At 75.1% G+C, this 14,759-nt stretch carries 12 protein-coding genes and 1 tRNA gene; 9 read left to right on the top strand and 4 right to left on the bottom strand.

Annotated elements, in window-relative coordinates:
* Positions 1-12: 12 nt before the first annotated feature.
* Both ACWIX3_RS11025 and secD read left to right on the top strand, forming a co-directional pair.
* A complete protein-coding gene (locus ACWIX3_RS11025) occupies positions 13-465 on the top strand; it encodes a hypothetical protein (RefSeq protein ID WP_448612114.1) in 453 nt (150 codons plus the stop codon).
* Between the two features lie 243 nt (positions 466-708).
* Entirely contained in the window at positions 709-3,015 is a 2,307-nt protein-coding gene (gene secD, locus ACWIX3_RS11030) for a protein translocase subunit SecD (RefSeq protein WP_448612115.1), read from the top strand.
* A 107-nt stretch (positions 3,016-3,122) separates the two neighbouring features.
* On the opposite strand, the gene ACWIX3_RS11035 is transcribed toward secD, so the two are convergent.
* Together ACWIX3_RS11035 and orn are read right to left on the bottom strand one after the other, a co-directional pair.
* Positions 3,123-3,198: transfer RNA gene (locus tag ACWIX3_RS11035), tRNA-His, on the bottom strand.
* Between the two features lie 67 nt (positions 3,199-3,265).
* The gene (gene orn / locus ACWIX3_RS11040) at positions 3,266-3,943 is read right to left on the bottom strand and encodes an oligoribonuclease (protein ID WP_448612116.1); all 678 of its coding nucleotides are present in this window, start codon (positions 3,941-3,943) and stop codon (positions 3,266-3,268) included.
* Positions 3,944-4,090: 147 nt separating this feature from the next.
* On the opposite strand from orn, the gene ACWIX3_RS11045 reads away from it, so the two are divergent.
* Both ACWIX3_RS11045 and ACWIX3_RS11050 read left to right on the top strand, forming a co-directional pair.
* The gene (locus tag ACWIX3_RS11045; RefSeq protein ID WP_448612117.1) at positions 4,091-5,302 is read left to right on the top strand and encodes a hypothetical protein; all 1,212 of its coding nucleotides are present in this window, start codon (positions 4,091-4,093) and stop codon (positions 5,300-5,302) included.
* A 128-nt stretch (positions 5,303-5,430) separates the two neighbouring features.
* On the top strand, positions 5,431-7,284 hold the full coding sequence (locus ACWIX3_RS11050) for a hypothetical protein (RefSeq protein ID WP_448612118.1): 1,854 nt from the start codon (positions 5,431-5,433) through the stop codon (positions 7,282-7,284).
* A gap of 114 nt (positions 7,285-7,398) precedes the next feature.
* Here ACWIX3_RS11050 and ACWIX3_RS11055 read toward each other — a convergent pair whose 3' ends face one another.
* Positions 7,399-7,992: an SACE_7040 family transcriptional regulator gene (locus ACWIX3_RS11055; protein WP_448612119.1), complete on the bottom strand. Its 594-nt coding sequence runs from the start codon at positions 7,990-7,992 to the stop codon at positions 7,399-7,401.
* 56 nt (positions 7,993-8,048) lie between these two features.
* Between ACWIX3_RS11055 and ACWIX3_RS11060 the strand changes: the two genes are divergently transcribed.
* Positions 8,049-9,662, top strand: a complete 1,614-nt coding sequence (locus ACWIX3_RS11060; RefSeq protein WP_448612120.1) for a carboxyl transferase domain-containing protein — start codon at positions 8,049-8,051, stop codon at positions 9,660-9,662.
* A 19-nt stretch (positions 9,663-9,681) separates the two neighbouring features.
* Here ACWIX3_RS11060 and ACWIX3_RS11065 read toward each other — a convergent pair whose 3' ends face one another.
* Positions 9,682-10,206, bottom strand: coding sequence for a ferritin (locus ACWIX3_RS11065; RefSeq protein ID WP_448612121.1), 525 nt, complete (start codon positions 10,204-10,206; stop codon positions 9,682-9,684).
* Between the two features lie 98 nt (positions 10,207-10,304).
* Here ACWIX3_RS11065 and ACWIX3_RS11070 point away from each other — a divergent pair, with 98 nt between their 5' ends.
* From ACWIX3_RS11070 to ACWIX3_RS11085, 4 genes are all read left to right on the top strand, one after another.
* A complete protein-coding gene (locus tag ACWIX3_RS11070) occupies positions 10,305-10,490 on the top strand; it encodes a hypothetical protein (RefSeq protein ID WP_448612122.1) in 186 nt (61 codons plus the stop codon).
* 43 nt (positions 10,491-10,533) lie between these two features.
* A complete protein-coding gene (locus ACWIX3_RS11075; RefSeq protein WP_448612123.1) occupies positions 10,534-12,534 on the top strand; it encodes an ATP-binding protein in 2,001 nt (666 codons plus the stop codon).
* Entirely contained in the window at positions 12,534-13,688 is a 1,155-nt protein-coding gene (locus tag ACWIX3_RS11080) for an acyl-CoA dehydrogenase family protein (RefSeq protein WP_448612124.1), read from the top strand. Before ACWIX3_RS11075 ends, ACWIX3_RS11080 begins: the two co-directional genes overlap by 1 nt.
* A 208-nt stretch (positions 13,689-13,896) precedes the next feature.
* Positions 13,897-14,751 (top strand): cyclase family protein, encoded by an 855-nt coding sequence (locus tag ACWIX3_RS11085; protein WP_448612125.1) that lies wholly within the window; start codon positions 13,897-13,899, stop codon positions 14,749-14,751.
* The last annotated feature ends 8 nt before the right edge of the window (positions 14,752-14,759 follow it).

Raw genomic sequence — 14,759 nt, forward strand, 5'->3', positions numbered from 1 at the left:
GGAGGGGCACGCGTGCACCGACCGAGCGCCCGCTGTCAGGTGCTGCTGGCTCCGGTCCTCGGTGTCCTGCTGGTGCTCGCCGGTCTCGCCACCTCGGAGGGCGGGGGCCCCGGTGCCTCCCCGGTCCCGGGCCTCCGGGTGTCCAGCGCCGTGGCACCGGCGGTGGCGTCGTCCTCCTCCGGTCCCGGCGTCCGCACCACCGGACGGCCGGCGACCGGGCGGCCGGTGATCGACACCGGCCCCCACCCGGCAGTTCCCGTGGCCGGCCGCATCACCCCGCTCGTCGAGCGAGCGGCGCCGGAGCAGCACGGGACGCCCCCGGGGCTGGGAGACCTCACGATCGGGCCGGCCGCCGGTGTCCAGGCGGTCCCCACAGCGGCTCCGGCGTTCCCGGAGGACATCGCCGCGACACCGCCGAGTGCACCCTCCACCGCGATCGGCGCGCGGGCGCCACCCGTCTCCTGATCGATCCTGCGCGCCCCCTGCGTCAGCCGCAACGGCTGCTCGTCGGCTGGCCCCCAGCCGACGATCGGCGCCCGCCTCCGTCCGCGCCCCCGTGTCGCTCCCACGTCGACGAGACCGCCGCGCTGTGCGGAGCCGCGCCGCACCCCCATCCCTGCGGGCACCGCCGCGTCCGCGGCTGCCCGCGTCCTGCCCTCCTGGAGACATCCCGTGAGATCCCCGTCCCGGCGCGCCGAGAGGCCGCCGATGGCGCGCCCCCTCCTGGCACGCGTGATCCTGTCGCTGGCCCTGTTGGTGGCGGCCACCGCCGCCGTGCTCACCTCGGCACCCACCCTCGGGCTCGACCTGCGCGGCGGCACGCAGATCGTGCTGGAGGCGCAGGACGCGCCGACGGCGACCGCCGACGCCGCGGCCACCGACCGGGCGCTGGGGGTCCTGCGGCGGCGCGTCGACGCCCTCGGCGTCGCCGAGCCCACCCTGGTCCGCTCCGCAGAGGACCGCATCGTCGTCGAGCTGCCCGGGCTGACCGAGCCGCGGGAGGCGGTCGAGGTGATCGGCCGGACCGCCCAGCTCGCCTTCCACCCGGTCCTCGGCACGGCTCCCCCGGGTGAGGAGGCAGCCGACGCGGAGGGGGTGGTGCCCGGCGAGCCGACGGTGCTGCGCGACGAGGGCGGCGCCCCGCTGCGGCTCGGGCCCGCCGCGCTGACCGGCGAGGCCGTGGACGGAGCCGCCGCCGGCGTCGACGTGCAGACCTCCGGCGCCTGGTTCGTCACCGTGGACTTCACCGGCCCCGGCCAACGGGCCTGGGAGGTGCTCACCGGGCAGGCGGCCTGCGCGGCACCCGGGGACCCGACCCGCCGGGTGGCGATCGTGCTGGACGGCGAGGTCATCTCCTCGCCGTCGGTCGGTGCGCAGGTGCCCTGCGGCGTGGGCATCACCGGCGGCACCACCCAGATCACCAGCCGGTTCACCCAGGACGAGGCGCAGGACCTGGCCGCGCTGGTCCAGGGCGGGGCCCTGCCGGTGCCGGTCGAGGTGATCGAGCAGCGCACCGTCGGCCCGACGCTCGGCGCGGCCGCCATCGACGCCAGCGTGCAGGCGGTGCTCCTCGGCGTCGCCGCCACCGCGGCGTTCATCGTGGCGGTCTACCGCCTCATGGGCCTGCTCGCGGTGGTGGCGCTGCTCTGCTACGCGGTGATCTCCTACGCGGCCCTGCTGACGCTGGGCGCCACCATCACCCTGCCCGGCCTCGCCGGGTTCGTCCTCGCGGTCGGCATGGCCGTCGACGCCAACGTCCTGGTCTACGAGCGGACGCGGGAGGAGTACGTCCAGCGGGGGCGATCCCTGCGCAGCGCGCTCACCACGGGGTTTCGGCGGGCGTTGTCGGCCATCGCCGACTCCAACATCACCACCCTGCTCGCCGCCGGGCTGCTGTTCTTCCTCGCCTCCGGCCCGGTCCGCGGCTTCGGGGTCACCCTGGCCGTCGGTGTGCTCGCCTCGATGGTCTCCGCGCTGGTGATCACCCGGGCGCTGGCGGAGCTGGCCGCCACCCGCCGGGTGCTCACCCGCCGGCCGCAGCTGACCGGTGTGCACACCCTCGGGCGGGTGCGGACGTGGCTGGTCGGACGGGACCGGCGGCTCTACACCCAGCCCCGCCGCTGGCTGGCCGCCTCACTGCTCGTCGTGCTGCTCGCCGCCGCGGGGACCACCGTGCGCGGTCTGCAGCTCGGGGTGGAGTTCACCGGCGGGCGCAGCATCCAGTACGCGACCAGCGCGCCGCTGGACCCGGAGACAGCCCGCCAGGCCGTCAGCGCCGCGGGCTTCCCCGACGCGGTGGTGCAGGAGGCCGGCGACGGGGACGTCGGGGTCCGCACGGGGCCGATCGGTGACGCCGAGCAGGAGTCGATCCGCGACGCCCTCGCTGCCGAGGCCGGGGGCGCCGAGGTGGTCAGCGACGAGCTCGTCGGCCCGACGCTGGGCTCCGAGCTGCGGCGCAACGCGCTCATCGCGCTCGGCGTGGCGCTGGCCGCGCAGCTGGCCTACCTGGCGGTCCGGTTCCGCTGGACCTACAGCGCCGGGGCCGTCGCCGCGCTGGCGGCCAACGTGGTCGTCGTGGTCGGCGCGTTCGCCTGGACCGGCCGGGCCGCCGACGGGGTGATCCTCGCCGCCGTGCTCACCGTCATCGGGTACACGGTCAACGACTCCGTCGTCGTCTTCGACCGGATCCGGGAGACCCGGTCGGCCGCTCCGAGGGGACGCCCGTTCCCGGCTCTCGCCGGCGAGGCGGTCCTGCAGACCCTGCCGCGGACGGTCAACACCGGTGCCTCGACGCTGCTGGTACTGACCGCGCTGCTCGTGCTCGGCGGCGAGTCGCTGACCGGTTTCGCCTTCGCCCTGATCCTGGGCATCGTCGCGGGCACGGTCTCCACGGTGTCGGTCGCCGTGCCGCTCACCGTGGCGCTGGACCGGCGCTGGCCGCCGCGGCCAGCGGCACCCATCCCCGCCGCACGGCGGGCCCCCGGTGCCCGGAGGAAGGACGCTGCGGTGGTCTGAGGCCGGCCGGTCGACCAGGACATCGCGGATCGACACGCGGGGTCCCGGTCGACGGCGCCGGAACGGACGGAGGCCCTGGTCAGTCGCCTGACCAGGGCCTCCACCGCTGGGGTGAGTGACGGGGCTCGAACCCGCGACACCCAGGATCACAACCTGGTGCTCTACCAGCTGAGCTACACCCACCACGTCTCCGGGGCGGCCGCTGGACAGCGGGTCGTCCGGGGAACGGACCCAACGATACCGGAGACCCTCAGGCGTCCGACGCGGCCGGGGGTTCCTCCCCCGGAGTGCCTGCGTCCTCGGCCGCGAACAGGCCGGCGAAGGACGCCGTGACCCGCGAGGCGGCCGCCTGCGCCTGGGACGTCGAGGGCCCGGGGCCGTCGACGAACAGCGTCTGCCGGTAGTAGGTGAGCTCGCGCACCGACTCGATGATGTCGGCCAGCGCGCGGTGGGCCAGCCCCTTCTGCGGCTGGGCGAAGTAGACCCGGGGGAACCAGCGGCGGGCCAGCTCCTTGACCGAGGAGACGTCGATCATCCGGTAGTGCAGGTGGTCGTCGAGCTCGGGCATGTCGCGGGCCAGGAAGCCGCGGTCGGTGCCGATCGAGTTGCCGCACAGCGGCGCGGTCCGTCGTTCGGGGACGAACCGCTTCACGTAGGCCAGCAGCTTCTGCTCGGCCTCGGCGACGGTGAGCGTCGAGGCCCGCACCGCCTCGGTCAGCCCGGACTTGGCGTGCATCTCGGTCACGACCTCGACCATGCCCTCGAGCGCGGCGTCGTCGGCCGAGATGACCAGGTCCAGGCCGGGGTCCAGGACGTTGAGGTCGGAGTCGGTGACCAGCACCGCGACCTCGATCAGCTTGTCCCGGGTGAGGTCCAGCCCGGTCATCTCGCAGTCGATCCAGACCAGGTGCCCCGCGCTGTCCGCCACGAGCGCCGACCCTACGTCCCACCCGTCCCGGTCGCCCGCACGGTAGGCCCTTACCGCACCCGCCACTCCGGTGCCACTCGGGGAGCCGGGATCGGGGCCCGCGCGCCGCTAGGCTCCGCGGACCGCCCCGAGTCCAGGAGTACCGCCGTGCCCCACGCCGCCCCCGTCGCCGACCGAGCGGCCCCACCGGCCCCTGGCTCGGCGAGGACCGCGTTCCGCCACCCGGTCGCGACCCTCCGGTGGCTGTGGCCGGCGTACGTCACGCGGGGACGCCCCGGCCGCCCGACCACCCAGCAGGAGCTGCGCTGGATCTACACGGCCTGGTCGGGCGCCTTCCTGCTGAAGATGCTCGGCTCGACGTGGGACGTCTCCTGGCACTTCAGGTGGCTGCGCGACGACCTCGCCCCGCCGCACCTGCTCAACTCCGCCGGCACCGTCGTGGTCGTCGCGCTGGTCCTCTTCTCCAGCTACACCGGCTACGGCGTCGACCGCCGCGCCCTGCGGCTGATGCAGGTGGGCACCGCGCTCTTCCTGGTCGCCGTCCCGGTCGACATCGTCAACCACCGGGTCAACGGGCTCGACATCACCAGCTGGAGCCCCAGCCACGCGCTGCTCTACCTCGGGACGGCGGTGATGCTGGCCGGGGCGCTGCGCGGCTGGTGGCTGTACGCCGCGCCGGGCCGGGTGCGGGACGGCGTCGCGCTGGGCCTGTGGCTGCTCTTCGCGGAGAACGTCCTGTTCCCCAACCAGCACCAGGAGTACGGGGTCCTCTCGCTGCGCGCCTACGAGGCCGGCCGGACGACGGCCGAGCCCCAGCTGCTGGACTTCGCCGTCGCCCAGGCGCAGAGCCCGACGTCGTTCATGCTGCCGGTGCCGGCGTGGGTGCACCCGGCCTGGCTCCTGTGTGCCGGGCTGACCACCCTGGTCGTCGCCCGGCGCGTCACCGGCCTGCGCTGGGCCGCCACGACCGTCGCGGCCGCCTACCTGGCCTACCGCGCGGTGATGTGGCTGGGCCTGGTGGCGATCGGCTTCCCGCCCTCGGTGCTGCCGCTGGCGCTGCTCGCCGGCGCGGTCGCCGTCGACCTCGCCGGAACCCGCCGGCTGCCCGGCTGGCTGGCCGGTCCGCTGGTCGCCGGGGTCACGTACCTGGCCGGCGCCGGGCTCGACGCGGCCGGCGCCCTGCCGCCGTGGGACTGGCGGCCGGAGGTCGTCCTGGCCACCGCACTGGCGTCCACGCTCCTGTGGACGTTGCTCGACGCGGTCGCCCGGAGCCGGTGGCTGGCCGCCTGGTGCGTGCCGCTCGACGAGCACGGGCGCCCGCCCGCCGTCCCCGCGACGGACGGCGCGCCGACCCGCTGAGTGTTCCGGACCGGCCCGTCACATGCCGTAGCGTCGGGTGCAGCCCCTCCCGGTGACCGCGCCGCGACCCGGCGCTCCGCGGCGCCACGCCGTACCACCGCCCCTGCTCCCCGCCCCGGAGGACCGACGTGCTGGCCCTGACCCCCAGGCCGCTGCAGACGGCGGGGGAGCGTGCGCTCTTCGCCGAACTGGCCCGCTGGGACACCGGCGGGGCGGTCCGGGGTGCGGTCGTCGCCTCCCTCCCGGTCGTCGACGGGCCGATGGGCCGCCGGCTTTCCGACGCGGTGCTCTTCGTGCCGGAGGGGCTGGCCGTCGTCCGCATCGCCGAGGTCGTCCGCCAGCGCGGCGTGGTGACCGCGCTGCCCGAGGGCTCGTGGACGATCGGCCCCGAGGCCGGCCGTCCGGGGGAGGTGCTGCAGCTCGCCGGCGGCGGCTCCACCCCGCTCGACGGGCTGATGCGCGCCGGCATGGACACGGCCGTACGACTGCGCCGCGCGGGCCTGGAGCCCGGCCGGATCGGCCGCCTCACCGTGCTGGTCGGCGACCTCACCGGCCTGGTGCCCGCGGACGGCGACCTCGGAGAGGGCGACCAGGTGGCGCTGCTCGAGCCCCGCTCGCTGCTGCTCGGCATCGCCCGCTCGTCCCGCTACACCGGCGTCGCGAACCCGCGACTGTGGACGACGGCCGACGTGCGCGCTGCACTGGACGCCCTCGAGCTCGACGGCCGGGCGCCGACCACCCAGGAGCTCAACGGCGAGGGCTTCCCGTACTCGCCCTACGTGCTCCGCACGCCCGAGCTGCTCGCCCCGGCCGCGATGGCGGCGGCCGTGTCGGAGATGGACGACGCCGTGCCGCCGCCGCACCACCCGGCACCGCACGCCGCCGCGCCGGAGCCCGTGCGCCCGCTGGTCGACCCCGCCGCGGCTGCGGCCGTGGCCGCCGCCGCTGTCCGCGCGGACGAGCAGGCTGCGCGCGCCGCCGCCCCCGCCCAGGACCTCGCCGTGGCGCCGGTGGTCGTGCCCTCGCCCGCCGCCGCGCCCGTGGTCCCGTCGCCCGTCCCTGCCGGGCGGGACACCCTCGTCGGGCCCACGGTCGGCGTCCGCGAGGAGGGGACCGGCGGCCTCGGCGGGCTGTTCGCCGACGCCGAGCCGGTGCCCGCTCAGCGGGTGCCCGCCCAGCCGGGCCCCGCCCAGCCGGGCCCCGCCCAGGCGGTCGCCGTCGCGCCGGTCGCTCCCCGGCCGGCCGCCGCGGCGCCGCCGGCCTCCGTCGAGCCCCCGGCCGCCCCGCCCGCCCTCTCCGCTGCCCGGGCCGCCGGCGTCCCGCTCGTGGGACCGCGCCGGCGCGAGCGCTCGGTGCAGCGGACCGCGCTGCTGGTCGCGGCGGGCCTGCTGCTCGTCGTCCTCCTCGTGGCGGGCGTGACCGCGCTGTCCGGCGGGGACGACGAGGCCACCGCCGGCGCCCCGCCGTCCACCGCCGGGCAGGCCGCGGCGCCCGCCGAGGCCGTCGCCGGGCCGGAGCCGGGGCAGATCGAGACGGTGGACGGCCGCACCTTCGTCGTCCAGCGGGTGCAGACCGACCCCACCTGCGTCGGCAACAGCTACGGCTCGGTGGCCGACTTCTTCGCCGCCACCGACTGCGCGGGCCTGGCGCGGGCGCTGTACTCCACCGAGGTCGGCGGCCGGCCGGTCGTCGTCTCGGTGTCGGTGGCCGACATGGGCGACGCCGACGGTGCCCGGGCCCTGCGTGCGCTCACCGACCGGAACGGCAGCGGCAACGTGAGCGACCTGCTGCGCGAGGGCGTCCGCTACCCGGGCGGCCCCAAGAAGCTCTCCGGCGCGCAGTACGCCAGCGCCGTCTCCGGCAGCGCGGTGACGATCGTCGAGACCGCGTGGGCCGGCAGCGGGTCGACCGGCTCGAGCACGGACCTCGACGTCGTCGCCTCGACCGCGCTGGTGCTGCCGATGCCGCAGCCCGCCCCCTGACCGGCGTCGCTCTCGCGACGATCAGCCGAGCTGACCGTCCGGCCTCCTGGCTCAGCCCCGGTCGTGAGCCAGGACCGGTGACGACCAGCTCACCTGATCATCGAGGAGCGTGCCTCAGGCGGTCGCGGCGGCCTCGGCCATCGCGGCGAGCAGCGCGGCCGTCCGCCGGCGGGGCAGCCGGCCGGCGCTGTGCGGGGTGGAGTTGACCAGCCCGAAGACGGCGTGCGCGCGGGCCCGGTTGGTCGAAGCGTCCGAGGCCGGGTGCACCCGGCCCAGGACGTCGACCCACACCTCGACGTAGCGGCGCTGCAGTCGGCGCACCTGGGCGGCGTCGTCGTCGGCCAGCGAGCCGAGGTCGCGGTCGTGCACGGTGATCAGCGCGGGGTTGTCCAGCGCGAAGTCGACCTGGAAGGCGATCAGCGTGCGCAGTTGCGCCATCGGGTCGTCCCCGGCGGCGGCCACGCGGGAGGTGCCGCCCTCCAGCAGCCGCTCGCTGATGCGCAGCAGCATCTCGGCGAGCATCGCGTCCTTGCTGGCGAAGTGCCGGTAGATCGCCGGCCCGGTCACGCCGACCGCAGCGCCGACGTCGTCCACCCCCACGGCCCGCGAGCCGCGCTCGGCGAACAGCTGCGCGGCCGCCCGCAGGATCTGCTCGCGGCGCGACGGGCGAGCCGCGTCCGTGTGCAGCGCGGTGTTGGTGTCCGTCACGGCCGGGATGTTAACGGTCGTTGACCCAATTCGTGAACCCCGGTTAACATCCCGCCGTGGACGCCCCCGTGCTGGCCGGCAGGCCGACGACCGACGGCGCGGCCGCCGCGCGGAACGCCGAGGCGCACGCCGCGCTCGTCGCCGACCTGGCCGCGCAGCTGCGGCGGGTCGCCGAGGGCGGCGGGGAGCGGGCCCGCGAGCGGCACACCGCGCGGGGCAAGCTGCTGCCGCGCGAGCGGGTCGACGCCCTGCTCGACCCGGGCAGCCCGTTCCTCGAGCTCTCCCCGCTCGCCGCGCACGGCATGTACGGCGGCGAGGCGCCGGCCGCCGGGATCATCACCGGCATCGGCCGGGTCGCCGGGCGCGAGGTCGTCGTCGTGGCCAACGACGCCACCGTCAAGGGCGGCACCTACTACCCGATGACGGTGAAGAAGCACCTGCGGGCGCAGGAGGTGGCCCTGCACAACCGGCTGCCCTGCGTCTACCTGGTCGACTCCGGCGGGGCCTTCCTGCCGATGCAGGACGAGGTCTTCCCCGACCGGGAGCACTTCGGCCGGATCTTCTTCAACCAGGCCACGATGTCGGAGGCCGGCATCCCGCAGATCGCCGCCGTCCTCGGCTCGTGCACCGCCGGTGGGGCGTACGTGCCGGCGATGAGCGACGAGGCGGTCATCGTCCGCGAGCAGGGCACCATCTTCCTGGGCGGTCCGCCGCTGGTGAAGGCCGCGACCGGTGAGGTGGTCACCGCCGAGGAGCTCGGCGGGGGAGACCTGCACAGCCGGGTCAGCGGGGTCACCGACCACCTGGCGGAGGACGACGCGCACGCCCTCCAGCTGGTGCGCCAGATCGTCGGCACGCTCGGCCCGCGGGCGCCCCGGCCGTGGGACGTCGAACCGGTCGAGGAACCGCTGCACCCGCCGGAGTCGGTCTACGACGTGGTGCCGCCGGACCCGCGCACGCCCTACGACGTCCGCGAGGTCATCGCCCGGCTGGTCGACGGCAGCCGGTTCGCCGAGTTCAAGCCGCTCTACGGGCAGACGCTGGTCACCGGCTTCGCCCGGCTGCACGGCCACCCGGTCGGCATCGTCGCCAACAACGGCGTGCTGTTCGCCGAGTCGGCGCTCAAGGGTGCGCACTTCATCGAGCTGTGCGACCGCCGGTCGATCCCGCTGCTGTTCCTGCAGAACATCTCCGGGTTCATGGTCGGCCGCGACTACGAGGCCGGCGGCATCGCCAAGCACGGCGCGAAGATGGTCACCGCCGTCGCCTGCGCGCGGGTGCCCAAGCTGACCGTCGTCATCGGCGGCTCGTTCGGCGCCGGGAACTACTCGATGTGCGGCCGCGCCTACTCGCCCCGGTTCCTGTTCACCTGGCCCAACTCCCGGATCTCGGTCATGGGCGGGGAGCAGGCGGCCTCGGTGCTCGCCCAGGTGCGCCGCGACGGCCTCGAGGCCCGCGGCGAGGAGTGGCCGGCCGACGAGGAGGAGGCGTTCAAGAAGCCGATCCGCGACCAGTACGAGACCCAGGGGCACCCGTACTACGCCACCGCCCGGCTGTGGGACGACGGCGTCATCGACCCCGCCAAGACCCGCACCGTGCTCGGCCTGGCGCTGTCCGCCTGTGCCAACGCCCCGTTGGAGGAGGTCGGTTATGGCGTCTTCCGGATGTGAACGGCGGGTAGAGGCCGGCTCAGGCCCCCGCGACCGGGGGCGCGGTGGGGTCGGCGGCCTCAGCAGTGACCTCCCGGAGCACGTAGTCCTCGATCGTCTCCAGGTCGTGGGTGGAGCGCTTCACGATCGTGAGCAGGTCGCTCATCTTGCTGACCTCCTCGATCTGCTCCTTGATGAACCACTGCATGAACTGGTCGGAGGCGAAGTCGTTCTCCCGCCGGGCGACGCCGATCAGGGCGTTGATCTGCTCGGTGACGCGCTTCTCCTGCTCCAGGGCGAGGGCGACCGGCGCGACGACGTCGGCGAACTCGTTCACCGGGGCCGGGATGCCGGGGATGCGGACGGGCGCGTCGGAGTCGAGCAGGTAGCGCACCATCATCATGGCGTGCTCGCGCTCCTCGAGCGCCTGGTCGAAGAACAGCTGCGCCGTCCGGGGCATCGTCAGTTCGTCGAAGTAGACGGCGCACGCGACGTACTGCTGGTGGGCGGCGAACTCGTTGCCGATCTGCGTGTTGAGCAGCTCGACGAAGGCGGGGGCGGCCATCGGGTCTCCCGGGCGTGTGGGGTGGCGTCCACCGCACGTTATCCGGTGACACGCCGGTGCCCGTGGAGCGCCTGGGAAGGGAAGGCTAGCCTCATCGTGTGGCCAAGTCCGGGCGCATGCCCAAGAAGAAGTGCTGCCAGGACAAGCCGCGCTGCAAGCGCTGCCCCTTGCGCGCGCTCGCCGAGGGGACGCTCCCCCCGGGGTACACCGTCAAGAAGCGCCGCCTGGTCAAGTCGGACAAGGCCGACGAGGTCCTCGCCAAGCGCGCCCGCAAGGCGGCCTGACCCGTCCCGCTCGGGTCGCACCCCGGCCGGGGGGTGCTGAGCCGTGTTCGACACCGTCCTGGTGGCCAACCGTGGCGAGATCGCCGTCCGGGTCATCCGCACGCTGCGGGCCATGGGCATCCGCTCGGTCGCCGTGTACAGCGAGGCGGACGCCGGTGCGCGGCACGTCCGCGAGGCCGACGTCGCCGTCCCGATCGGCCCGGCGCCCGCGGCGCGGAGCTACCTGTCGATCGAGCGCGTGCTCGACGCCGCCGCCCGCACCGGCGCCCAGGCGGTGCACCCGGGCTACGGCTTCCTGTCGGAGAACGTCGAGTTCGCCCGGGCCTGCGAGAAGGCCGGCGTCGTCTTCATCGGCCCGCCGGTCGCCGCCATCGAGGCGATGGGCGACAAGATCCGGGCCAAGCAGACCGTGATGGCCGCCGGCGTCCCCGTCGTGCCGGGGCGGACCGAGCCGGGCATGTCGGACGAGGAGGTCGCGGCGGCCGCGGTCGAGGTCGGCTTCCCGGTGCTGCTCAAGCCCAGCGCCGGCGGCGGCGGCAAGGGCATGCGGGTGGTGCAGGCGGAGGCCGAGCTGGACGACGCGATCGCCGCCGCCCGGCGCGAGGCCCGCGGTTCCTTCGGCGACGACACCTTGCTGGTCGAGCGCTACGTCGGGTCGGCGCGGCACGTCGAGGTGCAGGTGCTCGGCGACAGCCACGGCACCGTCGTCCACCTGGGCGAGCGGGAGTGCAGCCTGCAGCGCCGGCACCAGAAGGTGGTCGAGGAGGCGCCGTCCCCGCTGCTGGACGCCGCCCAGCGCGCGGCCATGGGCGCCGCCGCCGTCGAGGCGGCCCGCGCGGTCGGCTACACCGGCGCCGGGACCGTCGAGTTCATCGTCGACGCCGACCGGCCGGGCGACTTCTTCTTCCTCGAGATGAACACCCGGCTGCAGGTCGAGCACCCGGTCACCGAGATGGTCACCGGGCTGGACCTCGTCGAGCTGCAGGTGCGGGTCGCCGCGGGGGAGCCGCTGCCGCTGGCCCAGCACGACGTCGTGCTCGACGGGCACGCCATCGAGGCCCGGCTCTACGCCGAGGACCCGGCCCGCGGCTTCCTCCCGCAGACCGGCACCGTGCTCGGCCTGCGCGAGCCGGCCGGACCGGGCGTGCGCCTGGACAGCTCGCTGGCCGTCGGCTCGGTCGTCGGCACCGACTACGACCCGATGCTCGCCAAGGTGGTCGCCTGGGGCCCCGACCGGGAGACCGCCCGCGCGCGGCTGGTCGGCGCGCTGGGCCGCACCGCCGTCCTCGGGGTGCCGACCAACACCGCGTTCCTGCGGGCACTGCTCGCCGACCCCGACGTCGTCGCGGGGCGGCTGGACACCGGCCTCATCGAGCGCCGCGGCGGGTCGCTGACCGCCACCGAGCCGCCGTCCCCGGCCGTCTACGCGGCGGCCGCGCTGGCGCTGCTGGTCGAGGACGAGCCGGCCGGGCCGGTCGTCGACCGCTGGGACGTCCCCGACGGGTGGCGGCTGGGCGAGCCGGCCTGGACGGTGCGCCGGCTGCAGGCCGCCGGCGGCGAGCCGGTGACCGTGCGGGTGCGCGGCCGGTCGTCGGCGGCGGAGGTGCGCGTCGGGGACGCCGACCCCGTGCCTGCGAGCGCGCGGCGGGACGGCGGTGAGCTCACCGTGACCCTCGACGGCGTCACCTCCCGCCACGCCGTCGTCCACTCCGGCGGGCAGGTCTGGCTGGCCGCCGACGGCCGGGTGACCGGGCTGCGCGAGCACGAGCGGCTGCACGCGGCCGCCGAGGGCGCGGCCGGGGACGGCGCCGTCACCGCACCCATGCCCGGGACGGTGACGCTGGTGCGGGCAGCGGTCGGCGACCGGGTCGAGGCCGGTGCCCCGCTGCTCGTCGTCGAGGCGATGAAGATGGAGCACGTGCTGACCGCACCCCTCGCGGGGACGGTCACCGAGCTCGGTGTGACGGCCGGCCAACAGGTCCGGCTCGACGAGCGGGTGGCCGTGGTGACCCCACCGGCCACCTCCCCTGAGCAGGAGACGTGATGCTGGACTACCGGCTCGACGAGGAGACCGAGGCCCTGCGCAAGGTCGTGCGCGAGTTCGCGCAGGACGTGATCGCCCCGCAGATCGGCGCGTTCTACGAGGCCGACGAGTTCCCCACCGCGATCGTGCGGCAGATGGGTGAGCTGGGCCTGTTCGGCCTGCCCTTCCCCGAGGAGTACGGCGGCTCGGGCGGCACCTACTTCACGCTGTGCGTGGCGCTCGAGGAGCTGGCGCGGGTCGACTCGTCGGTGGCGATCACCCTCGAGGCCGGCGTCTCGCTGGGCGCGATGCCGATCTACCGCTTCGGCACCGAGGAGCAGAAGCAGCAGTGGCTGCCCCGGCTGTGCAGCGGCGAGGCGCTGGCCGCGTTCGGCCTCACCGAGCCCGGCGGTGGCTCGGACGCCGGCGCCACCCGCACCACCGCGCGCCTGGAGGACGGCCACTGGGTGGTCAACGGGTCCAAGGCGTTCATCACCAACTCGGGCACCGACCTGACCGAGCTGGTCACCGTCACCGCCGTCACCGGCACCCGGCCGGACGGCGGCAAGGAGATCTCGGCGATCGCCATCCCGTCGGGGACGCCGGGCTTCACCGTCGGCAAGCGGTACTCGAAGGTCGGCTGGAACGCCTCGGACACCCGCGAGCTGTCGTTCAGCGACTGCCGGGTGCCGGCGGAGAACCTGGTGGGGGAGCGCGGCCGCGGCTACGCGCAGTTCCTCTCCATCCTCGGCGAGGGGCGGATCGCGATCTCCGCGCTGGCCGTGGGGCTGGCCCAGGGCTGCGTCGACGAGTCGGTGAAGTACGCGGCGCAGCGGGAGGCGTTCGGTCAGCCGATCGGCCGCAACCAGGCGATCCAGTTCATGATCGCCGACATGGAGGTGCGTGCCTCCACCGCACGGCTGGCCTACTACCGGGCCGCCGAGAAGATGCTCCGCGGTGAGCCGTACGCGCGGGAGGCCTCGATCGCCAAGCTGTACAGCTCCGAGGTGGCGATGGACAACGCCCGCTACGCCACCCAGGTGCACGGCGGCTACGGCTTCATGAACGAGTTCCCGGTGGGCCGCTTCTACCGCGACGCGAAGATCCTCGAGATCGGCGAAGGCACCAGCGAGGTGCAGCGGATGCTCATCGCCCGCGACCTCGGCGTGGGATAGGCGTCGTCCTTCCGGCGACATCGCCGATCTCGCACGCCTCGGACCCTGTCTCCGTGCGGGACCGGCGATCTCGCCGAGTCAGGTCGTCCCCCCGCACGGCGGTAGGCACCGCGCAGCAACCTGCCGTCCCGCAGCCGGACCTGGGGCTATGGTCGCGGACGCCCGAGCCCAGGGCAGCCCGATCACACGGGGACGACGGAGAGCGCGCATGTGCACAGAGCACACCGGCAGGGTGGCGCAGCGGTGCGGCGACGGGACGGGGGCCGGCTTCTCCCGGCGGGCCGCGCTGGTGGGCGGGGCGGCCGCGGCCGTGACCGCCGCGCTGACCGGTACCGCTCGGGCCGAGGACCGGGCACCGCGAGCCCCCAGCTGGGGCCGACGCGGCCTGTGCGACCTCACGCACCCGTTGACCACGGGCCTGCCGATGTTCGTGCCGACCGAGGCGCCCTCGCGCCGCACCGTCGTGACGATCGAGCAGAACGGCTACTACCTGCAGGAGTGGCGCGTCTTCGAGCACACCGGCACCCACGTCGACGCGCCGGGACACTTCACGCCGGGCGGTCGCCTGGCACCGGAGCTGCGGATCGACGAGCTGATCGCGCCTGTCGTCGTCGTCGACATCAGCACCCGTGCGGCGGACGAGCCGGACACCGTCGTGACGATCGACGACGTCCGCGCGCACGAGCGGCGCCACGGCCGCATCCCGGACGGCGCCGCCGTCCTCATGAACTCCGGCTGGGGCACCAGGATCGGCGATCCGGAGGCCTACCGCGGCGCGGACGCGGCGGGGACGCTGCACTTCCCCGGCTTCGGTGCGGACACCTGCGAGTGGCTGCTGGAACGCCGACGCATCCGCAGCCTCGGCGTCGACACGCTCAGCATCGACCCAGGCGTGTCCACGACCTTCGACACCCACCTCCTGCTCACCGGAGCCGACCGCTACGGGCTGGAGAACCTCGCCCACCTCGACCGCATCCCACCCACGGGCGCGACGATCGTGGTCGGCCTCATCCCGTTCGAGGAGGGTTCGGGCGGTCCCGCGCGCGTCTTCGCCTCCTGGTGAACCCGCGG

This window comes from Geodermatophilus sp. URMC 60 (assembly GCF_053502585.1).

What these genes read in the sequence shown, in the direction of transcription:
- ACWIX3_RS11080 (WP_448612124.1), top strand. Translation starts at nt 12,534, where the DNA reads ATGCTGGACTACCGGCTCGACGAGGAGACCGAGGCCCTGCGCAAGGTC.
- ACWIX3_RS11065 (WP_448612121.1), bottom strand. Translation starts at nt 10,206, where the DNA reads ATGGCCGCCCCCGCCTTCGTCGAGCTGCTCAACACGCAGATCGGCAAC.
- ACWIX3_RS11085 (WP_448612125.1), top strand. Translation starts at nt 13,897, where the DNA reads ATGTGCACAGAGCACACCGGCAGGGTGGCGCAGCGGTGCGGCGACGGG.
- secD (WP_448612115.1), top strand. Translation starts at nt 709, where the DNA reads ATGGCGCGCCCCCTCCTGGCACGCGTGATCCTGTCGCTGGCCCTGTTG.